The organism is Halomonas sp. CKK8, from assembly GCF_029625235.1.
In the GTDB taxonomy this organism is placed as follows: domain Bacteria; phylum Pseudomonadota; class Gammaproteobacteria; order Pseudomonadales; family Halomonadaceae; genus Halomonas; species Halomonas ventosae.
In genome coordinates this window covers 440,712-459,546 of the sequence record NZ_CP121193.1, presented here as the reverse complement: position 1 = coordinate 459,546, position 18,835 = coordinate 440,712, and the positions used below count along the sequence as shown (strand labels likewise).

22 protein-coding genes and 1 tRNA gene are annotated in these 18,835 nt (G+C 61.9%); 18 read left to right on the top strand and 5 right to left on the bottom strand.

Annotated elements, in window-relative coordinates; genetic code table 11:
• Positions 1 to 26: 26 nt before the first annotated feature.
• Complete coding sequence (locus P8934_RS02245) at positions 27 to 644, bottom strand: LysE family transporter (RefSeq protein ID WP_278032722.1); 618 nt, start codon at positions 642 to 644, stop codon at positions 27 to 29.
• Between the two features lie 33 nt (positions 645 to 677).
• Positions 678 to 1,091 (bottom strand): nucleoside diphosphate kinase regulator, encoded by a 414-nt coding sequence (gene rnk, locus P8934_RS02240; RefSeq protein WP_278032721.1) that lies wholly within the window; start codon positions 1,089 to 1,091, stop codon positions 678 to 680.
• Between the two features lie 199 nt (positions 1,092 to 1,290).
• Here rnk and P8934_RS02235 point away from each other — a divergent pair, with 199 nt between their 5' ends.
• The 13 genes from P8934_RS02235 (at position 1,291) to P8934_RS02175 (ending at position 11,438) form a co-directional block, all read left to right on the top strand.
• Positions 1,291 to 1,449 (top strand): hypothetical protein, encoded by a 159-nt coding sequence (locus P8934_RS02235; protein ID WP_166644645.1) that lies wholly within the window; start codon positions 1,291 to 1,293, stop codon positions 1,447 to 1,449.
• Entirely contained in the window at positions 1,439 to 2,053 is a 615-nt protein-coding gene (locus P8934_RS02230) for an exopolysaccharide biosynthesis protein (RefSeq protein ID WP_278032720.1), read from the top strand. The genes P8934_RS02235 and P8934_RS02230 overlap by 11 nt, the downstream gene beginning before the upstream one ends.
• A gap of 32 nt (positions 2,054 to 2,085) precedes the next feature.
• Entirely contained in the window at positions 2,086 to 2,898 is an 813-nt protein-coding gene (locus P8934_RS02225) for a DUF1206 domain-containing protein (RefSeq protein WP_278032719.1), read from the top strand.
• A 339-nt stretch (positions 2,899 to 3,237) separates the two neighbouring features.
• The gene (locus tag P8934_RS02220; protein WP_278032718.1) at positions 3,238 to 4,485 is read left to right on the top strand and encodes an integrase family protein; all 1,248 of its coding nucleotides are present in this window, start codon (positions 3,238 to 3,240) and stop codon (positions 4,483 to 4,485) included.
• Positions 4,478 to 5,011 (top strand): hypothetical protein, encoded by a 534-nt coding sequence (locus tag P8934_RS02215; protein WP_278032717.1) that lies wholly within the window; start codon positions 4,478 to 4,480, stop codon positions 5,009 to 5,011. Before P8934_RS02220 ends, P8934_RS02215 begins: the two co-directional genes overlap by 8 nt.
• Before the next feature lie 303 nt (positions 5,012 to 5,314).
• Complete coding sequence (locus P8934_RS02210) at positions 5,315 to 5,503, top strand: hypothetical protein (RefSeq protein WP_278032716.1); 189 nt, start codon at positions 5,315 to 5,317, stop codon at positions 5,501 to 5,503.
• Position 5,504: 1 nt separating this feature from the next.
• Positions 5,505 to 6,431: a toprim domain-containing protein gene (locus P8934_RS02205; protein ID WP_278032715.1), complete on the top strand. Its 927-nt coding sequence runs from the start codon at positions 5,505 to 5,507 to the stop codon at positions 6,429 to 6,431.
• Entirely contained in the window at positions 6,428 to 7,909 is a 1,482-nt protein-coding gene (locus P8934_RS02200) for a phage/plasmid primase, P4 family (protein WP_278032714.1), read from the top strand. Before P8934_RS02205 ends, P8934_RS02200 begins: the two co-directional genes overlap by 4 nt.
• 310 nt (positions 7,910 to 8,219) lie before the next feature.
• A complete protein-coding gene (locus P8934_RS02195; protein WP_278032713.1) occupies positions 8,220 to 8,621 on the top strand; it encodes a hypothetical protein in 402 nt (133 codons plus the stop codon).
• Entirely contained in the window at positions 8,618 to 10,090 is a 1,473-nt protein-coding gene (locus P8934_RS02190) for a hypothetical protein (RefSeq protein WP_278032712.1), read from the top strand. Before P8934_RS02195 ends, P8934_RS02190 begins: the two co-directional genes overlap by 4 nt.
• A gap of 127 nt (positions 10,091 to 10,217) precedes the next feature.
• Positions 10,218 to 10,490 carry a hypothetical protein gene (locus P8934_RS02185; protein WP_278032711.1) on the top strand — a complete coding sequence of 91 codons (273 nt, stop codon included), beginning with the start codon at positions 10,218 to 10,220 and terminating at the stop codon, positions 10,488 to 10,490.
• Between the two features lie 272 nt (positions 10,491 to 10,762).
• Positions 10,763 to 11,104 carry a hypothetical protein gene (locus tag P8934_RS02180; protein ID WP_278032710.1) on the top strand — a complete coding sequence of 114 codons (342 nt, stop codon included), beginning with the start codon at positions 10,763 to 10,765 and terminating at the stop codon, positions 11,102 to 11,104.
• Positions 11,105 to 11,114: 10 nt separating this feature from the next.
• Complete coding sequence (locus P8934_RS02175; RefSeq protein WP_278032709.1) at positions 11,115 to 11,438, top strand: hypothetical protein; 324 nt, start codon at positions 11,115 to 11,117, stop codon at positions 11,436 to 11,438.
• A gap of 102 nt (positions 11,439 to 11,540) precedes the next feature.
• Here the strand turns inward: P8934_RS02175 and P8934_RS02170 are convergent, their stop codons facing one another.
• The 3 genes from P8934_RS02170 to P8934_RS02160 all read right to left on the bottom strand — a co-directional run bounded on the left by P8934_RS02170 (position 11,541) and on the right by P8934_RS02160 (position 13,032).
• Entirely contained in the window at positions 11,541 to 12,014 is a 474-nt protein-coding gene (locus tag P8934_RS02170) for a hypothetical protein (RefSeq protein ID WP_278032708.1), read from the bottom strand.
• Between the two features lie 211 nt (positions 12,015 to 12,225).
• Entirely contained in the window at positions 12,226 to 12,705 is a 480-nt protein-coding gene (locus P8934_RS02165; RefSeq protein ID WP_278032707.1) for a hypothetical protein, read from the bottom strand.
• Positions 12,706 to 12,945: 240 nt separating this feature from the next.
• Positions 12,946 to 13,032, bottom strand: a tRNA-Leu gene (locus P8934_RS02160).
• Positions 13,033 to 13,172: 140 nt separating this feature from the next.
• Here P8934_RS02160 and queA point away from each other — a divergent pair.
• From queA to secF, 5 genes are all read left to right on the top strand, one after another.
• On the top strand, positions 13,173 to 14,210 hold the full coding sequence (gene queA / locus P8934_RS02155) for a tRNA preQ1(34) S-adenosylmethionine ribosyltransferase-isomerase QueA (protein WP_278032706.1): 1,038 nt from the start codon (positions 13,173 to 13,175) through the stop codon (positions 14,208 to 14,210).
• 76 nt (positions 14,211 to 14,286) lie between these two features.
• Positions 14,287 to 15,405, top strand: coding sequence for a tRNA guanosine(34) transglycosylase Tgt (tgt, locus tag P8934_RS02150; RefSeq protein ID WP_278033985.1), 1,119 nt, complete (start codon positions 14,287 to 14,289; stop codon positions 15,403 to 15,405).
• A 65-nt stretch (positions 15,406 to 15,470) separates the two neighbouring features.
• Complete coding sequence (gene yajC / locus P8934_RS02145) at positions 15,471 to 15,806, top strand: preprotein translocase subunit YajC (protein ID WP_089713395.1); 336 nt, start codon at positions 15,471 to 15,473, stop codon at positions 15,804 to 15,806.
• 150 nt (positions 15,807 to 15,956) lie between these two features.
• Positions 15,957 to 17,807, top strand: coding sequence for a protein translocase subunit SecD (gene secD, locus P8934_RS02140; RefSeq protein ID WP_278032705.1), 1,851 nt, complete (start codon positions 15,957 to 15,959; stop codon positions 17,805 to 17,807).
• 9 nt (positions 17,808 to 17,816) lie between these two features.
• Complete coding sequence (gene secF / locus P8934_RS02135; protein WP_278032704.1) at positions 17,817 to 18,740, top strand: protein translocase subunit SecF; 924 nt, start codon at positions 17,817 to 17,819, stop codon at positions 18,738 to 18,740.
• The last annotated feature ends 95 nt before the right edge of the window (positions 18,741 to 18,835 follow it).

Below are 18,835 nucleotides of genomic sequence, written 5' to 3'. Positions count from 1 at the left end.
AGCATGACGCACATCAACGCAATAGCTCAGGCGATGGGCCCGGCCACCACCCGCAGCGCCAGCGCCAGCAGCAGCACGCCGGTGATGCGGTTGAGCCAGTGGGCCCGGGCCTGCAGCCAGGGCAGCACCCGCGAGTGGGACAGGCCCACCGCTACCAGCACGTACCAGCCGCCGTCGATGATCATCGCCGTGAGCACCACCAGCGCCTTGGCCGCGAGGCTCATCTCGGGGGTCACGAACTGGCTGAGCAGGGCGATGAAGAAGAGAATCAGCTTGGGGTTGCCCAGCGCCACCAGCACGCCCTCGCGGGCTGCCTGGCGACCGCTGGTGGCCATGGCTTCGGCATCCATGGCGCCGGCCCGCCCCGCGCGCAGGGCCTTGATCCCCAGCCACGCCAGGTAGGCTGCCCCGCCCCAAGTGATCGCCTGGAACAGCAGCGGGAAGCGCACGATCAGCGCCCCCAGGCCCCACACCGTGAGCAACGCATAGAAACCCACGCCCAGGGCATGGGCGAGGCCCGCCGCGACGCCGGGCAGGCGCCCGCCGCCCAGGGTATGGCGCAACACCAGGGCCAGGCTGGGCCCGGGCGACATGGCCCCCATGGCGCAGACTGCGGCCAGCGAGAGCCAGAGCGAGAAAGGCATGCAGGAACCTCCAGTGTCAGGATGGATCGGGGCTCAGCGGTGGAACTGGCCTTCCCGCTCGGGCTGCCAGAGGATGGCATCGATGCGCAGCTGCACTTCGCGACCGCCCGGCAGGGGCCAGTCGATGGTATCGCCGATGCGCAGGCCGAGCAGGGCCGCGCCCACGGGGGCCATCACCGAGATGCCGTCCTCGGTGGTGGCCAGCGCATGGGGATAGACCAGGGTGCGGATGATCTGCCGATCGCGGTCGAGATCGGTGAACTGCACCTGGCTGCACATGCTGACCACATCCTCGGGAATCTGCTGCGGGTCGACCACCTCGCCGCGCGCCAGCTCCTCTTCCAGGGAGCGGGCCACCGCCAGGTCCTTGTCGTCGGCCTCGTCAATGAGCCGCTGCAGGCGCTCGGCATCGAGCCGGTTGATGATGATGGGGGGACGCGTCGCCATGAGACCTCCTGGGCACCGTCAACGCTGATTGCACGTTTTCCGGGGTAACCAACGAAAACAGCCCTCCACCCGAGGACGGGCGAAGGACTGTGTTGCCACTACCTTACGCCATCCCGGGGCAAGGCGACAGTCCCGCGGGGCTGCAGAGCCCTCGCTCGCGACGCTACACTGTCGACACACCTCGACAGAGACGCTGCCCATGACGGTCCGGACCCTAGCCATCGCCCTGCTGATCCTCGGCGCCATCCTGCCCATCGTCGGCTGGTGGGCCTCCAGCCCGGTCGCCTTCGTGGGGCCGGCGCTGCTGCTGCTCGGCGTCCTGCTGCTCTGGACCGGGAGGCGGCACCATGGCCGGTGAGACCTGCGACGCCCCCGAGCAGGTGCCCCCGACCAACCTGGCCGGCGTGCTGGAGAGGGTCCAGCACGCCGGCCAGCGCCAGGAGAGCGTGAGCCTAGGCGCGATCCTCGACAGCGTGGGCCGGCGCTCCTTCGCCCCCTTCCTGCTGGTCGCCGGACTGATCACCCTGGCGCCGCTGGTCGGCGACATCCCCGGGGTGCCGACCCTGATGGCCATCCTGGTGGTGCTCTCCTCCGTCCAGCTGCTGGTCGGCCGGGACCACATCTGGCTGCCCGCCTGGCTGCTGGAGCGCCGTGTCTCGCGGGCGCGCTTCACCGAGGCCACCCGCTGGATGGAGCGCCCGGCCCGCTGGGTCGACCGCCTGCTCAAGCAGCGACTCGTCCAGCTCACACGGCCACCGGCCCACCTCGCCGTGGCGCTGACCTGCCTGCTGATTGCCCTGGCCATGCCGCCCATGGAGGTGGTGCCCTTCACCGCCAACGGGGCGGGCCTGGCCCTGACGCTCTTCGCCCTGGCCCTGCTCGCCAACGACGGCCTGATGGCCCTGCTGGGCTACGCCCTGACCGGCGGCACCCTGGCACTGGTGATCCTCAACCTGGCCTGAACGGCGACAGACCCCCTACTCCAGGAGCCGCCATGCCACGCCCCGAGACACGCCTCAAGCACGGCCTCGCCCTGGCGGCGCGCGCCGGCTACGTCGCCAAGGGCATCGTCTACCTGCTGATCGGCGGCCTCGCCTCGCTGGCGGCGGCCGGGCTGGGCGGGGAGAACGTCGGCTCCAAGGAAGCGATCAACCAGCTGGTCGCCCGCCCCTTCGGCGACGTCATGCTGGGCCTGCTCGGCGCCGGGCTCTTCGCCTATGCCATTTGGCGCCTGCTGCAGGCCCTGCTGGATACCGAGGACGTGGGGCTCGGCCTCAAGGGCGTCGGGACCCGGCTGGGCTTTTTCGTCAGCAGCCTCACCCACGGCAGCCTGGGGGTCTACTGCTTCGACCTGCTGCGCAACGTGGCGATGTCCTCGGGGGAGGCCGCCGCCCAGGATCGCACCGCCCTGCTGATGAGCCACCGGGGCGGCGTGATCCTGGTCTTCGCGGTCGGCCTGGTGTTCCTGGGCGTCGGCCTGCGCCAGCTGTGGCGGGCCATCACCCGCTCCTACCTCAAGAACTGGCACCACCAGGAGATGGCCACGACCCAGCGCCGCTTCTTCGAGGGCATCACCCGCTGGGGCCTCTCGGCCCGCGGGGTGGTCTTCGTGATCATCGGGCTCTTCCTGTGCCTGGCGGCATGGCGAACCGACCCCAGCCAGGCCCAGGGGCTCGGCGGCGCGCTGAACGTGCTCGCACGACAGCCCTTCGGCCCCTGGCTGCTGGGCGTGGTGGCCCTCGGCCTGTTCGGTTACGGGATCTACTGCCTGATCAATGCCGGCTTCCGGGACACCAGCGTCGATTGAGCATGGTCATTGCGGAAAGCACGGCCAGGCAAGCAGGTACCGGTGAGCCAACAAGATGTAGGGGCAGAAATGCAAACAGCCGCCCCAAGGCGGCTGTTTCAGATCTGGCGTCAGGCTGGTACCGGCGGTCGGACTCGAACCGACAAGGGCTTGCACCCGGCGGATTTTGAATCCTTCGGTCTCGCCTTTGACTGCCTTTGACTGAGCCCACTATAACCACCACATCCTTGATGAATCATGCTTTTAGCGCCATACTGAATCCGACGGTCCTAGATAGAGTTTGACGGAAAGCGGTTATTCTCCGGTTATTCTCTCGCCCGGCGGATTCAGGAGGCAGGCATGAAGATCAAGATATCGAAGACGACGGTGGAGCGGCTGACGCCCCCGGAAACGGGCGAGCGGCTGGTGTGGGATTCGGCACTTCCCGGCTTTGGCGTGCGCGTGGTCCCCAGCGGCACCCGTTCCTACATCGTGCAACGCCGTGTCAACGGCAAACAGCGTCGGCTGACCCTGGGCCGCCATGGCGTCCTCACGGCCGAGCTGGCCAGGAAACGGGCGCAGATCCGTCTCGGCGAGATGGCCGATGGCACCGACCCGGTCCACGAGCGGAAGCGCGAGCAGGCCCTGGCGGTCACGCTGCGCCAAGTGGTCGAGAGCTACATCAGGGATCGTCGCGACCTGAAGCCGCGCAGCATTCGAGATATTCGCCGGCACCTGGATCACAATTTTCCGGCCTGGGCGGACCGCCCGGTGGTGGAGATCACTCGAGACAAGGTGCTCAAGCGCTTTCGCGATGTCAGCGACAGTTCCCACGCGCAGGCCAACCAAGCATTCCGCGTGCTACGCGCCCTGCTCAACTATGCCCGCGCGGCCTACCGCACGCCGGACGATCACCCTGTGCTGCCGGAGAACCCGGTTGACGTGCTGGCGGAATCCAAGATGTGGCATAGGCCGAGAGCCCGGAACACCTATGTGCCACTGGAGAAGGTGGGCGCCTGGTGGTCGGCCGTGTGCGCCCTGCGCGAAGATCCCGCCCTGTCCGCTGCCAGCCGCGCATCTGCCGACCTGGTGGCCCTGCTGGCGCTCACCGGGCTAAGGCTGGGCGAGGCATCGGCATTGCGATGGGAGCAAGTCGACCTGGAAGACGACTCAATCTGGCTGGCCGACACCAAGAACCGCACGGACATCACGCTACCGCTGTCCAGCGAGGCCCTGGCGGTGCTGGAGGGCCGCTGCCCTATCGACGCAGGCTACGTTTTCCCCTCTCGCAGCGGAAAAAGCCATATCAAGGAGGTGCGCGGCCCGCTGGCGAAGCTGGAAGATGCGACGGGCGTCAAAGTCAGCGCGCACGACTTGCGACGCACCTTCCGGGCTGTGGCGGGCGCCTGCCACGTCGAACTGTGGCGCTGCAAAGCGCTGATGAATCACGCGCAGAATCAGGACGTCACGCTGGCGAACTACAGCGATCTTGAGGACGTGCGCTACCTGCGACCAGATGCACAGAAGATTGCTGATTATCTCGAAAAGAAAAGGCAGGAATTCGAGGCGGGTAATGTCGTGCCACTGGAGGCCGTTCTCCATGGCTGACGACACCTATCAGGCTGCCGTAGAAGAGGCGAAGCAAATGGTGCCGCTCTTCATGCGCGCGGCGACCAGCCAGGACCATGAGGCGTTCACGCTGCGCCTGTACCGGCAATGGGCAGATCCCCAAGGCCGACCAGATCAACGCGTCGCACTGGTCCGGCAGGCCGAAAAAGGCAGCCGTATCGCCCAGCAGGCCATCAATGAGCGCCTTGATGCATGTCTAGAACAAGGGCGAAAAGCGCCTGACGAGTTTGTTGAATATTCCCGTCGAGTGCGGAAAAGCGGCTTAAGAACTCGGCGGGGCCGGCCGCCATCGAATCACTCTTTCAAGAGAAAAGCCATTGCCACTATGGTGGATCATCTGTGCCAGAAATTCGGACTACCGGCATCCCGGAATGATGCCAATATCCACCACTCCGCTTGCGATGCCGTCGCCGACGCATTGAAACTATCCAGCGACTCGATGGGATACGATTCCGTCAAAAAAATCTACTTCCAGGTCACTACCTTTCCTAAGGAATTCAGATAATTCCTTGTGGGAAAAAACTCGTAGCAGATTAATTTCCACGCTTTATCCATCCTGCCCAATCAAGCTCGTGCCTGAACCATACTAAAGCATAGGCCGAGCCATGACTTTCGAAGAACTCTTCAATACCCCCGAAGCGGCTGACTTTCTCCGCGCCAAACCGCAAACACTTGAGGCTTGGAGAACACGAGGCGGCGGCCCCCGTTACGTTCGCATTGGGCGAAATATTCGCTACCGCAAAGCAGATCTTCTCGAATACATCGAGTCCCGCCTGGAGCGTTCCACGAGCGAGAGGGGAATTAGGCCATGATCCCTCTTCGAAAAAACTTCAAACTCGCTGATCCGCTAAAACGCGCCGTTAATGATGATGCCGAACGCGAGGAACTATCACGCATTTTAGAGGAACTTGTTTTATCACCAGGTGAGGAATCGTCGAAAGCCGCCAGAAAGTATCTCAAGCGACTTCACGAGAATTACGAGTGCGCGGAGGTATGACATGGCGACCAACAAAAAACCGCCCACGGGAGGCAGTCCGTGGGCGGTCTATCAGGCTCTGGCGGGCCAACTCGACGTGCAATCAAAATTGGCTGACGACATTTTCGCCCATACCGGCGCGCATGTCCAGATCATTGCCAATGGCGTGATCCACCGCCACGACCACCCCGACGGCAAGCGCGGCAACAAGCGGCTGTGGTACGTCTGCCGCCACGATTTCGCGTGCTGGGGCGACTGGAGAACAGGCGAGCACCGCAACGTCTTCGCCGACGCCAACCCTGACCCCGAGACGGCCCGCAAGGCCCGCCAGGAGGCCGAGCGCCGAAGGCAGGACCGTCGTCTAGCCGAGGCCCGCAAGCACGCTCAGGCCGCCACACAGGCTCAGGAGGCCCTGCTTCGGCTACCCGAGGCCGACCCGCTGCATTCCTACCTGGTGAAGAAGCAGATAGCGCCCTTCACGCTTCGCCAAGACGGCCAGGACCTGGTGGCGTTCCTGACAGATGGCCATGGGGTTGTGGGCTATCAAACCATCAGTCCTGACGAGGAAAAGTGCTTTCTCGCCGGCACCGCCAAGGTGGGCGCGTACTGGCCACTTGGCCACGTGAAAGACGGCATCGCCGTCTGTGAAGGCGTGGCCACGGCTATCGCGATCCATATGGGCTATGGCTGCGCCGTAGCGGCTGCGATGGACTGCGGCAACCTGAAGCCCGTGGCATTGAGCCTAAGGGCGCGCCATCCCGACATTCCAATCATCATCATGGCCGATAACGATCACCACCGAGACAACAACCCTGGCGTCACGCACGGAAAAGCCGCTGCAGAAGCGGTTGACGGAAAATGCATCTATCCCACGCCGATCCCTGGAAGAGAAGACAAAGGAAGCGACTTCAATGACCTATTTCTCGAAAACGGGGGCTGGCTGCCATGACTCAATTGGACAAAGCGACGAAATACGCGAAAATTGAACTCGCTGAATCTCACAGGAAAAACGCGGCTGCTGAAACAGGTGAGATTTCAGCCAAGAGCCACGCCAACAAGACGGCGCCGGTAGCCGAACTGACCGAAGTCGGCAATGCCGAGCGCTTCGTATCCCAGCAAGGCGGAGACGTCCGTTACGTTCCCGAATGGGGATGGATGGCATGGACGGGATCGCACTGGGCCATGGATGAACTGAGAGTGCGCCGCCTGATGATGGAAACGGTGCGAAGGATTCATAGCGAGGCAGCGAAAATCCACGACAAAGCCGAACAGAAGAAAGTGGGCGACTGGGCCGTGAAGTCGCAACAAAGCTCTTCGATCAAAGGAGCCTTGTGGTGCGCTCAGCCTGCGCTTGCTGCGAAGGTAGACGACTTCGATAGCGAACCGATGCTGCTGCCCGTGCTGAACGGAACTGTCGACCTGAGGACCGGCGACCTCCACGAGCACCGACGCGAGCACATGCTGACGAAGATGGCGCCCGTGTACTTCGATACGTCGGCCACCTGCCCCACTTGGGAAGCGTTTCTCGAGCGCGTGTTGCCCGACTATGACGTGCGAGTGTTCGTCCAACGGCTAGTAGGCTACTCGCTAACAGGGTCGACCTCAGAGCAGATCCTGGCGTTCCTGTATGGCGGTGGTCGCAATGGGAAGAGCGTCTTCATTGAAACGCTGGCCTCGCTGATGGGCGATTTCCACTCCGCCACGCGGATCGAGACGGTATCGATGACTCGCGGGGCCGGGATTCCCAACGATGTCGCTGCACTGGCGGGTTCTCGCATGGTGACCGTCTCCGAAACACCGGAGGGCTCGCGCCTAAACGAATCGCTCGTCAAAGATCTGACAGGCGGGGACACCATCTCCGCACGGTTCCTTCGCCACGAGTTCTTCGCCTTCCGCCCGCAGTTCAAGCTCTGGATTCGTGGCAATCACAAGCCGCAAATCCGTGGCACGGATGATGGCATTTGGCGACGCATCCTGTTGGTGCCGTTTACAGTGCAAATACCGGCAAAGGACGTTGACCCGAAATTAGCCGAAAAGCTTCGCGACGAGTTACCCGGCATTCTGGCATGGGCGGTGCGCGGCTGCATCGAGTGGCAACGTATCGGGCTGTGCCCACCGAATAGCGTCAAGACGGCTGTCGACGAGTATCGCGCAGAGATGGACACGCTTGGTGAGTTCATCACCGACTGCTGCTTGACGAGGGTAGGAGCACAGGCGAAAGCCAAGGACCTGTACGCCGGGTACCAAGCATGGTGCGGATCGAACGGCTATTCACCAGTAAGCGCGAAGCTATTCGGAACCTCCCTCTCTGGGCGGGGGTATCCAAAGAAGCGAACCTCCAGCGGGAACGCCTATCAAGGGATTGGCCTGGCCGCCAAAGTCTGCCAACGATGTGATGGTGAAGGGTGCGGGTATTGTCAGCCATGAAATATATTAGCCCGCTAACGAGAATGTAGGGTCGTGTATACACTCCCTAGTTCGCTCCCCTACGCGCGCGTGTAACTGCGATGCCGAAATACCATACACAACCCTACATCCATACACTGACGTTAGCACGCTAACGTTCCGACCTGTTTCGAGCCCAGCCCCTTTCTTCTCTGGCGAATCACCCCTTCGGACAGACAGTCCGCCGTCCAATACTCGTTATACTCCATAAAGAATCATAAATATCAGCAGCTTACTTACAGTGTGGTTTGTGGCTCATATTCAGAAATAAGCGTAAAATAACCAGCATGGCATGCAAACCACCCCGCCGATGGGGCAGCAACAGGCAAAGTTTATGGCCGTAAAACAGGCAGATGTCCCTGACACCTACTCGCCCGACTGGCTAACCAAGCTGGACGGTCGCACCCGTGTGGCCCAGATCGTCAATGAGCGGCTCTATGCGCTTGAACAGGATCTAGGCGGTCACGAGCGGTTGAGTTATCAGCGCCGTTCACTGGCGAAGCGTGCGGTCTGGATGGAGGCCATTATTGAGAAACAGGAAGCAGCGCTTGCAAGAGATCAGGAAGTCGATCTTGGAAAACTCGCTCAAGCCGTCAACACGCTTATGGGGATTCTGAGGACACTGGGCTTAGACCGACAAACACTCGATGTTTCGTTGGCAGATTATCTGCACCAGAAGGATTCAGCACCGTGAATATCCGCCAGGCCATGCGCGACACGAACCTATTCGGCCAGCTATTCGCCGGCGAGAGCTGGTTGGCTTGGCGCGCGTTACTGGCTGGCTTCTATGGGCTTCCCCTGGACGCTGGCGAGGTCGAGCACTGGAAGACGCTCACAGAACGCGAGAAGGCGCCTACAAGCGCTGCTGATGAGCTGTGGCTAGTTGTGGGCAGGCGTGGTGGGAAGAGCCAGATAGCAGCCTTGCTGGCCGTTTTTGAGGCCGCGTTTCACGACTACCGCGACCGCCTTGCCCCTGGCGAAGTGGCGACCGTCATGGTGCTAGCCGCAGATCGAAAGCAGGCCAGAGCCGTGTTCCGGTACGTCGGCGGCCTCCTGCATTCCAATGCCATGCTCGAGCGCCTGATCGTTCGCGAGGATCGCGAGGCCATCGAGCTGTCCAATCGCACGATGATCGAAGTGCATACCGCCTCGTTTCGAGCGGTGCGCGGCTACACGGTCGCCTGCTGTATCGCGGATGAAATCGCCTACTGGCGAAGCGATGAAAGCGCGAACCCAGATTACGAGATCCTCAATGCCATTCGCCCGGCCATGGCCACGCTGGGCGGTCGGCTGGTCGCACTCTCGAGCCCATATGCGCGTCGCGGTGAGTTGTGGGACGCCTATCGACAGCACTACGGCGAAGACGGCTCGATTCTGGTTGCCAAGGCGCCGAGCCAGGTGATGAACCCAACGCTCCCCACACGCGTGATCGAGCGGGCATACGAGCGTGACGCGGCCGTAGCATCTGCCGAATATGGTGCCGAGTTCCGTCGCGATCTGGAAGCGTTCGTCAGCCGTGAGGCATTAGAGCAATGCACGGCCCCCGGCCTCCTGGAACTGCCGCCTGTATCCATGCTCCCCGAGGGCAGGGCTCCGGCCTATGTCGCCTTCGTCGATCCGTCTGGTGGCTCAAGGGACAGCATGACGCTGGCCGTTGCACACGAGGAAAACGGTATCGCGGTGCTCGACTGCGTGCGGGAGTGGAGGCCGCCATTCAATCCCGACGACGTCACCCGAGAGGCTGCGGCTGTCGTGAAGGCATACGGCCTGGCTTCGGTGACGGGTGATGCCTACGGCGGCGAGTGGCCGCGCGAGCGTTTCAGCGCCCATGGCATTGGCTATCGGGTAGGCAGCAAGCCCCGGTCCCAGCTCTACCTAGAACTGCTCCCCCGGCTTAACGCGGGGACGTGCCAGCTACTCGACCAGTCCAGGCTGCTGGCCCAGCTAGCGGCCCTGGAACGCCGCACAAGCCGCGCTGGGCGCGATACCATTGATCACCCTCCCCGAGCCCATGACGATGTAGCAAATTCCGCGGCGGGAGCTCTAGTGGGCTTGGGGGTAATTGCCCCGCTGGGTGATGTGGTTTTGGTACAGTCCATGGTTTCTCGTGAATATGAAGATGCTGTTGGACAGCCTTTCTACGCTACTTTCGACGACTACTGAAAATCACATGCGCTTCTACAACCCCTACAAACCACTCATATAAATTAAGCTTATAGCACCAAGACTCGCCTACCAGCTACAATAGAGATTAAGCCGTAAGAGATATATCCTGAGCTGGAGGGAGCAAATGATAATAAAAAAGAGCGAGATAGAGAGCTATTTATATGGTTTTTTTGGAAGACTGTTTGCATTAATAACCATCATCCTTGTCGTCGTAGGCATTATTGTACATATTGGCATATTTGTTTCTTTTATTGCCAGCTTGTTCTTTGCTTTCTCATACTGGAACTTTCTTTGGTGGGTTTTAGCACATATTGCTTGGGAGCTGCTTGTAGACGCAATCATCCTTGCTTTGCTATTTTTGCTAAGACTTTTTCAGTGGCTTTTCTCTGGCGAGTGAAAATAATTAAAGAAAAGACAGCTATCCCAAACCATAACTTTGTCTAGTACTGCTATCTCGGCTGAGTGCTTACGCTAAATAGTGAGTATGTCTTGCACGGTTATTGGGTCTTTAACCAACCCTGAGAAAAGTCTGAAGCATCGAGTTTTGAGCCCGCTACCGTTCTGGCCGGTTGACGCATTTTCCGTGCACACAACGTCAGGCATTTCAGCGGGAGTAGTGGGAAAATCACGTTAATTGAGGAAGACATTATGTACACATACAGAGAACGAATGCACTTTGCGAAAACACCCGCCGACGAACTTCATGACCGTGTGCAGGCGCGACTGAGTCGCGAGGGTATCAGCAACCCAACGTCACTGGACTTCGAGCGGGCCCAAGTGGCCGAGATGCGGGCCGATCCTGACTTGGCAGAGCGCTATCACGGTCGGGCACCCGCGAATCCCTTGGCGGAGTTGGGGCAGGAACTCGACGACGCGGTAGACGACGTGATCGTCACTCGTGCGCACAAGATCGCGCGGGAACACGGCATCACTTTCAAAGCTGCGGTCGATGCAGTGATGCGGGAAGACCCAGACTTGCAGCAGAAACACGCTGCGCGATTCAGCCGATAGGAGAACGACCATGGCACTGAAACCAGCAAGCACCGATCCGAACCGGAAAGACGAGTTGAAGAAATATCAGCAATGGCTTGATGATGGAATGCCGAGCAAGAGCGGCCCGCAAGGGCCCCCGACGTTTGGCGTGGTCACGCGCGAGCCGCCTGCCGACTGGGAGCCGACGCCCCTGCCTGGCCTGAAGATGGGTGCGGTCGAGTATCTCCATCGGCGAGTGCCGGCGCTTAAGCTCGAGAGAAAGGACCCCACGGCCGCTGCGATACAGGCCGTGCGGGAAGCCGACGCCAAGGTGAAGGCCGGCGAACTCATCGAGGACCGGCCGGAAGAATAGGAGGTAGCCATGGCAGGGATGCCGGGGATCAGTCGTGAGTGCCCCGTTCAAAACCGCGACAGCCTGCGGCCCTCCCTCACGCAGAGGGCGCGGCAGGCACTCTTATTCTCTTATAAGCCCGCTCTTTACCGCCTCAAAGTCTTCAATGTAGTACGCCTTACCAGCACAATAATAATTGTATTCGTTCTTCAAAGACTTGGCTCTTATTGCGATTTGATTATACTCTCTTAACAAAGTGTTGTTATAGTTATCTATACGTTTTGAATGATTTTCGACAAGCCTGTTGAAGCTGTCTACAGAGTCTTGACTATATAAGTCAACACGAGATCTAGCATTTTCGACTTCCTCTTCCTCCCTGTTTATGGCTTTAAGCTCCGCCTCGACTAGCTTCTCTTTTTCCGAAAGTGAAGCTTCAAACTTCTCAAGTTGATACTCCTTTTTGAAACAGCTTCTAAGCTCATCTCGACTAAGAGTCTCAGATTCTGATCCGCTGTTTTCACCAGAGCGAATCCCCTTTCCTAACCCGCGAAGACTCACCCCTTTTGCGTATAGGTTTGCGCTAAAGAAAAAGGCCATGGTTCCACAGCAAGCAAGCAAAAACGAACGGCGTCCAATCAAAACCAACCTCCAGACATAATCAAGACTCCAGCTTAGGTCAATTCTTGGCTATCAACATAAACCAAGAAAACGAAAAGCATGGAACATGGTGGACATCACCATTAACCCCAATACTGGTAGTTAAAGCCCTCTACCTTTAAAACCACAAATCGGTAACAGCGGTTCCCTTTCATAGAAAGCCACGCATGCGATTGTTATTTATTCTCTCTCGCCTGAAAAACAAAGAGGACACGAATATCCTCTTTTCTAAAAAGGCAATTTCCATAAAAAAAACAAACAGCATCGAAAATTTGCTCATAGAAAAAAATGTATCGTTCTCTACAATATTACTCCCTTCTGGGGAAGACATTAATATAGCTATTGTCATAGACAATGATACGAAATAAATGGCAAATGAAGTCAAAAAAACTGCCAGCAATGCTGCGCTTTTAGAAGCCTCATAAGAAACTTTAACGTCGTCCCATCTAAGCTTCTTTATCTTTTTTAACCGCCTCGCCCTTAATTTTCGAACAGGCTTTATTACAAACACTTTCCCAAGAAACGGAACAACCTTCAAAGACAAAAATGGAATGACAGCTCCGACGATAATAAAGAAAAGCCCGTTAAACCACCACTCTGGGTTTGATAAATTTTTATATATTTCTTCCATGAAACACCTTTTTTACTCGAAGGTGACTACCAATTATTCGAATATTACAGCATACCAGCCACTTTAGCGCGAGCCTTGCTCGGCGGTCGCGAACTGTTAGCCGATACAATATTACATGCGATTCGCTCTAGGCAGGCTGCATCAGTGCGCCTTCGCTAGCGCTGATAGTACGGTTATTTTCTACAAACAGGAGGGGGTGCTTCATGGAGGGCAGCTATATGTAACCAGCTGATTTTATGGTGGTACCGGCGGTCGGACTCGAACCGACAAGGGCTTGCACCCGGCGGATTTTGAATCCGCTGCGTCTACCAATTCCGCCACGCCGGCAACGCGCAGGCATTATACGTGCGCACCGGGGCAGGTCAATCGGCCGGCTGACTTCCCTGCCGCGAGACGGTATCCTGTCGGGCTTTGCGCGGCTCGTGAAGCCGCCCGACACGCCCCCTGAGCCGGATCAGAACGCCCCCATGCAGCGCGCCGACTTCCACTACGAGCTCCCCGAGGAGCTGATTGCCCGCTACCCCTCCGAGCAGCGCAGCGACTGCCGCCTGCTGTGCGTCGATGGCGCCACCGGCGCGCTCGCCCACCGCCGCTTCCCCGACCTGGTCGAGCTGCTCGCCCCCGGGGACCTGCTGGTGTTCAACGACACCCGGGTGATTCCCGCGCGCCTGCACGGCCACAAGGCCAGCGGCGGCAAGGTGGAGATGCTGCTCGAGCGCCCCCTGGACGCGCATCGCGGCCTCGCCCACCTGCGCTCGAGCAAGTCGCCCAAGCCTGGCACCGAGCTGGTCTTCGAGGGGGGCATCCGCGCCGTGGTGGAGGGGCGCCGCGAGGCGCTGTTCGAGCTGCGCTTTTTAGGCGAGACGCCGCTGATCGCGCTGCTGGAACAGCACGGCCACATGCCGCTGCCCCCCTACATCACCCGCGAGGACGAGCTGGCCGACCGCGAGCGCTACCAGACCGTCTATGCGCGCCGCGACGGGGCCGTGGCCGCCCCCACCGCCGGGCTGCACTTCGACGAGCCGCTGCTCGAGGCGCTGGCCGCCAGGGGCGTCGAGAGCGCCTACGTCACCCTTCACGTGGGGGCCGGCACCTTCCAGCCGGTACGCGCCGACGACATCCGCGAGCACCAGATGCACAGCGAGTGGATCGAGGTCACCGAGGCCGCCTGCGAGCAGGTGCGCGCCGCCCGTGCCCGGGGCAACCGGGTGGTCGCCGTGGGCACCACCAGCGTGCGCTGCCTGGAGTCGGCCTGCCTGAAGAGTGCGAATGGCGAGATCGCCCCCTTCAGCGGCGAGACCGACATCTTCATCTACCCGGGCTACGGCTGGCGCTGCGTCGATGCCTTGATTACCAACTTCCACCTGCCGGAGTCGACCCTGCTGATGCTGGTGTCGTCCTTTGCCGGCTACGAGACGACGATGGCGGCCTACCGCGAGGCGGTGGCCGAGCGCTACGCCTTCTTCAGCTATGGCGATGCCATGTTCCTGACGCGCAAGCCCTGACACCCGAGCCCTGACACGCCGACGCCCGGCCCAGCCCCGATGCGCCACGAGAGTTCCCATGCGTAAAGACAGCTTCATGACATTCGAGCGCCTGGCCAGCGATGGCCGGGCGCGCCGCGGCCGCCTCACCTTCCCCCGGGGGACGGTGGAGACGCCCGCCTTCATGCCGGTGGGCACCTACGGCACCGTCAAGGGCATGACCCCGGCCTCCGTGGAGGAGATCGGCGCCGAGATCATCCTCGGCAACACCTTCCACCTCTGGCTGCGTCCCGGCACCGAGGTGATCGAGGCCCACGGCGACCTGCACGACTTCGCCCAGTGGGAGAGGCCGATCCTCACCGACTCCGGCGGCTTCCAGGTCTTCTCGCTGGGCGCCATGCGCAAGATCACCGAGCAGGGCGTGCACTTCCGCTCGCCGGTGGATGGCGCCAAGGTGTTCATGGGCCCCGAGGAGTCCATGGCGGTGCAGCGCTCGCTGGGCTCCGACGTGGTGATGATCTTCGACGAGTGCACCCCCTACCCCGCCACCGAGGCGGAGGCCGCCTTCTCCATGGAGCGCTCGCTGCGCTGGGCGCAGCGCTCCCGGGAGGCCCATGGCGACTCGCCTTCGGCGTTGTTCGGCATCATCCAGGGCGGCATGTACCCCGGGCTGCGCGAGCGCTCGCTCGAGGGCCTGCTCGAGATCGGCTTCGACGGCCTGGCCATCGGCGGCCTCTCGGTGGGCGAGCCCAAGGAGGAGATGATCCGGGTGCTCGACTACCTGCCGACCTGGATGCCCGACGACACCCCGCGCTACCTGATGGGCGTGGGCAAGCCCGAGGACCTGGTGGAGGGCGTGCGCCGCGGGGTCGACATGTTCGACTGCGTGATGCCCACCCGCAACGGGCGCAACGGCCACCTCTTCACCGCCGAGGGCACGGTCAAGATCCGCAACGCCAAGCACCGCTTCGACACCCGGCCGCTCGAGGCGGGCTGCGACTGCTACACCTGCCGGCACTTCTCCCGCGCCTACCTGCACCACCTCGATCGCTGCGGGGAGATGCTCGGCTCGATGCTCAATACCATCCATAACCTGCGCCACTATCAGCGCCTGATGGCCGGTTTGCGCGGTGCCATCGAAGCGGGTACATTGGCGAACTTCGTGGAAGGCTTCTATGCGCAGCGCGGCCTGCCGGTTCCTCCCGCACCGAATTGACCCACGGCCGGCCCCAGGGCCGGCCGTCGAACATCCCGCTTTCATCACCCAGGAGATCGTCATACATGCTGGACTTCTTCATTTCCCCGGCCATGGCCCAGGATGCCGGCGCCGCCGGTGGCGGCATCGCCCAGATCGTCATGCTGGTCGGCTTCGTGGCCATCTTCTACTTCCTGCTGTGGCGCCCCCAGGCCAAGCGTGCCAAGCAGCACAAGCAGCTGATCGGCAACCTCTCCAAGGGTGACGAGATCGTCATCGGCGGCGGCATGCTGGGCCGCATCACCAAGGTCAGCGACGACAGCGAGTTCCTGAGCATGGAGATCGCCGAAGGCACCGAGGTCAACGTGCAGAAGAATGCCGTGGCCGCCGTCCTGCCCAAGGGCACGCTCAAGTCCATCTGACCCGGGCGCCTTCCCGCCCCGCCGCGCCCCTCCCGGGCGCGCGGCGGGGGCCGCCCTGCGGCCGGTGCGGCAGGAGCCGCGCGACCGGCTCCCGCCCTCACCGGTCGCCTCGTCAGCCTCCAACGTCCGCAACCTGAGGGCAGGGCCCCCATGCTCAATCGTTATCCCCTGTGGAAGTATCTGCTGATACTCGTCGTGCTCCTCGCCGGCCTGGTCTATTCCCTTCCCAACCTCTTCCCCGAGGACCCGGCGGTCCAGATCAGCAGCGAACGGGGCGACGCCACCATCGACGAGCGCCAGCTGGAGCGCATCCGTGCCTCCCTCAACGAGGCCGGCATCGACATCCAGGCCGTGGAGGAGGATCCCAGCAGCGTGCTGATCCGCCTCTCCGATGCCGACGACCAGCTCAGGGCCCGCGACCGCATCAGCGACCTGCTGGGTGACGAGTACGTGGTGGCGCTGAATCTGGCCGAGTCCACCCCCGCCTGGCTGCAGTCGCTCTCCGCCTCGCCCATGACCCTGGGCCTAGACCTGCGCGGCGGCGTGCACTTCCTGCTGGAAGTCGACATGGACGCCGCCCTGGAGCAGCGCCTCGAGGTCAATGCCAGCGCCATGCGCGAGCAATTGCGCAGCGAACGGATCCGCTACCGCGATACCCAGATCGAGGAGCGCACCATCTCCATGGCCTTCGCCAACGCCGAGGACCGTGACGAGGCTCGGAGCCTGATCGCCCGCGAGTTCCCCGACTTCAACTATCAGAGCGAGGGTGACGACCGCGGCGCCCGGCTGGTCATGACCATGACCGACCAGGCCGTCCAGGAACTTCAGGACTACGCCATCAACCAGAACCTCACCACCCTGCGCAACCGGGTCAACGAGCTGGGCGTGGCCGAACCACTGGTGCAGCGCCAGGGACCGGATCGCATCGTGGTCGAGCTGCCCGGCGTCCAGGACACGGTCGAAGCCAAGCGCATCGTCGGCGCCACCGCCAACCTCGAGTTCCGCCTCGAGGCCCGCCCCGACACCCCCGAGAGCGAGACCGAGTCCTTCCCGTTCCGCAACAACGAGTCTCGCCGTGCCGACCTGATGCGCGACGTGATCATCACCGGCGACAGCGTCTCCAACGCCAACCACAGCTTCGACGAGAACGGCCGGCCGCAGGTCAACATCGACCTGGATGGCACCGGCGGCACCCTGATGAACCGCGCCACCCGCACCAACATCGGCCGCAACATGGCGGTGCTGTTCATCGAGCACAAGACCCGCGAGCGCACGGTGATCGAGGACGGCGAGGAGGTCGTGGAGCGCGAGCCCTACACCGAACGCGGCATCATCAGCCTGGCCACCATCCAGAGCGCGCTGGGCAACAGCTTCCGCATCACCGGGCTCGACTCGCCCACCGAGGCGGCCGAACTCGCCCTGCTGCTGCGCTCCGGCTCGCTGGCCGCGCCCATCTACTTCGTGCAGGAGCGCACCATCGGGCCGAGCCTGGGCGCCGAGAACATCGAGCGCGGCATCATGTCGGTGCAGATCGGCCTGCTGCTGGTGGTGCTGTTCATGCTGGTGCGCTACAAGGTGTTCGGCGTCTTCGCCAACGTCGCCCTGGCGCTCAACCTGACCCTGCTGGTGGCGGCCATGTCGCTGCTGGGTGCCACCCTGACGCTGCCCGGCATCGCCGGCATCGTGCTGACGCTGGGCATGGCGGTGGACGCCAACGTACTGATCTTCGAGCGCATACGCGAGGAGCTGCGCACGGGGCTGTCGGTGCAGCAGGCCATCACGGCCGGCTACGAGCGCGCCTTCACCTCGATCATCGATGCCAACATCACCACCCTGCTGGTGGCGGTAATCCTGTTCTCCATCGGCACCGGGCCGGTCAAGGGCTTCGCCGTGACCCTCTCGCTGGGGATCATCACCTCGCTGTTCACCGCCCTGATGGTGACGCGGGCGATGGTCAACCTGACCTACGGCGGCAAGCCGGTCAAGAAGCTCTGGATATAAGAGGTGGCAATGAAATCCCTCGTCAATCGACAGCTCGACTTCATGGGCAAGCGCCGGGTCGCCTTCGCGATCTCGGGGCTGATGCTGCTGGTGTCGATCGCCTCGCTGCTGTTCCAGCAGCTCAACCTGGGGCTGGACTTCACCGGTGGCACCCTGGTGGAGGTCCGCTACGCGGTGGCGCCCTCCCTAGACGCCGTGCGTCAGGTCCTGGAGGACACCGGGTTCCGTGACGTCTCGGTGCAGACCTTCGGCGCCTCCACCGAGGTGCTGATCCGCCTGCAGCAGGCCTTCGACCCCGATGTCGGCGAGCAGGTGGTGGACCTGCTGCGTAACGCCGGCAACGAGGTGGAGCTGGTGCGTGCCGAGTTCGTCGGTGCCCAGGTGGGCGACCAGCTGCGCGACCAGAGCGGCATGGGCCTGCTGGTGGCGCTGGGCATCGTGATGCTCTACGTGGCAGCTCGCTTCCAGTACAAGTTCGCCATCGGCGCCCTGCTGGCGCTGATGCACGACGTGATCATCGTCGTCGGCCTCTTCTCGCTGTTCCAGTGGGAATTCGACCTCACCGTGCTCGCCGCCCTGCTGGCGGTGATCGGCTACTCGCTCAACGACACCATCGTGGTCTATGACCGCATCCGCGAAACCATCCGCAAGTCACGCATCGATGACATGCCGGCGATCTTCAACGAGGCGATCAACCAGACCCTGTCGCGCACCCTGGCGACCTCCGGCACCACCCTGCTGGTGCTGCTGGCCCTGCTGCTGCTGGGCGGGGACATGATCCACTTCTTCTCCATCGCCCTGATCGCCGGTGTGGTGGTCGGGACCTTCTCCTCCATCTACGTGGCGGCGGCCCTGCTGCTGGCGGTGAAGCTGGATCGCGAGGACCTGATCCCGGCGAAGAAGGAGGACCCCGAGGCCGAGGAGCTGCCCTGACAGCGCCAGGCGGCACCCCCGCCGCTTCGCCGAGGTAGAAACAGAAAACCCCCGCCGGTGATACCGACGGGGGTTTTCCTTTTCGCCTGGCGCTT

Coding starts and splice junctions, on each gene's coding strand:
- P8934_RS02175 (WP_278032709.1), top strand. CDS start 11,115: ATGGCACTGAAACCAGCAAGCACCGATCCGAACCGGAAAGACGAGTTG.
- P8934_RS02215 (WP_278032717.1), top strand. CDS start 4,478: ATGGCTGACGACACCTATCAGGCTGCCGTAGAAGAGGCGAAGCAAATG.
- P8934_RS02225 (WP_278032719.1), top strand. CDS start 2,086: ATGCCACGCCCCGAGACACGCCTCAAGCACGGCCTCGCCCTGGCGGCG.
- yajC (WP_089713395.1), top strand. CDS start 15,471: ATGCTGGACTTCTTCATTTCCCCGGCCATGGCCCAGGATGCCGGCGCC.
- secD (WP_278032705.1), top strand. CDS start 15,957: ATGCTCAATCGTTATCCCCTGTGGAAGTATCTGCTGATACTCGTCGTG.
- P8934_RS02195 (WP_278032713.1), top strand. CDS start 8,220: ATGCAAACCACCCCGCCGATGGGGCAGCAACAGGCAAAGTTTATGGCC.
- P8934_RS02200 (WP_278032714.1), top strand. CDS start 6,428: ATGACTCAATTGGACAAAGCGACGAAATACGCGAAAATTGAACTCGCT.
- P8934_RS02230 (WP_278032720.1), top strand. CDS start 1,439: ATGGCCGGTGAGACCTGCGACGCCCCCGAGCAGGTGCCCCCGACCAAC.
- P8934_RS02180 (WP_278032710.1), top strand. CDS start 10,763: ATGCACTTTGCGAAAACACCCGCCGACGAACTTCATGACCGTGTGCAG.
- P8934_RS02165 (WP_278032707.1), bottom strand. CDS start 12,705: ATGGAAGAAATATATAAAAATTTATCAAACCCAGAGTGGTGGTTTAAC.
- secF (WP_278032704.1), top strand. CDS start 17,817: ATGAAATCCCTCGTCAATCGACAGCTCGACTTCATGGGCAAGCGCCGG.
- P8934_RS02170 (WP_278032708.1), bottom strand. CDS start 12,014: ATGGCCTTTTTCTTTAGCGCAAACCTATACGCAAAAGGGGTGAGTCTT.
- P8934_RS02205 (WP_278032715.1), top strand. CDS start 5,505: ATGGCGACCAACAAAAAACCGCCCACGGGAGGCAGTCCGTGGGCGGTC.
- P8934_RS02185 (WP_278032711.1), top strand. CDS start 10,218: ATGATAATAAAAAAGAGCGAGATAGAGAGCTATTTATATGGTTTTTTT.
- rnk (WP_278032721.1), bottom strand. CDS start 1,091: ATGGCGACGCGTCCCCCCATCATCATCAACCGGCTCGATGCCGAGCGC.
- P8934_RS02220 (WP_278032718.1), top strand. CDS start 3,238: ATGAAGATCAAGATATCGAAGACGACGGTGGAGCGGCTGACGCCCCCG.
- P8934_RS02235 (WP_166644645.1), top strand. CDS start 1,291: ATGACGGTCCGGACCCTAGCCATCGCCCTGCTGATCCTCGGCGCCATC.
- tgt (WP_278033985.1), top strand. CDS start 14,287: ATGACATTCGAGCGCCTGGCCAGCGATGGCCGGGCGCGCCGCGGCCGC.
- queA (WP_278032706.1), top strand. CDS start 13,173: ATGCAGCGCGCCGACTTCCACTACGAGCTCCCCGAGGAGCTGATTGCC.
- P8934_RS02210 (WP_278032716.1), top strand. CDS start 5,315: ATGATCCCTCTTCGAAAAAACTTCAAACTCGCTGATCCGCTAAAACGC.
- P8934_RS02245 (WP_278032722.1), bottom strand. CDS start 644: ATGCCTTTCTCGCTCTGGCTCTCGCTGGCCGCAGTCTGCGCCATGGGG.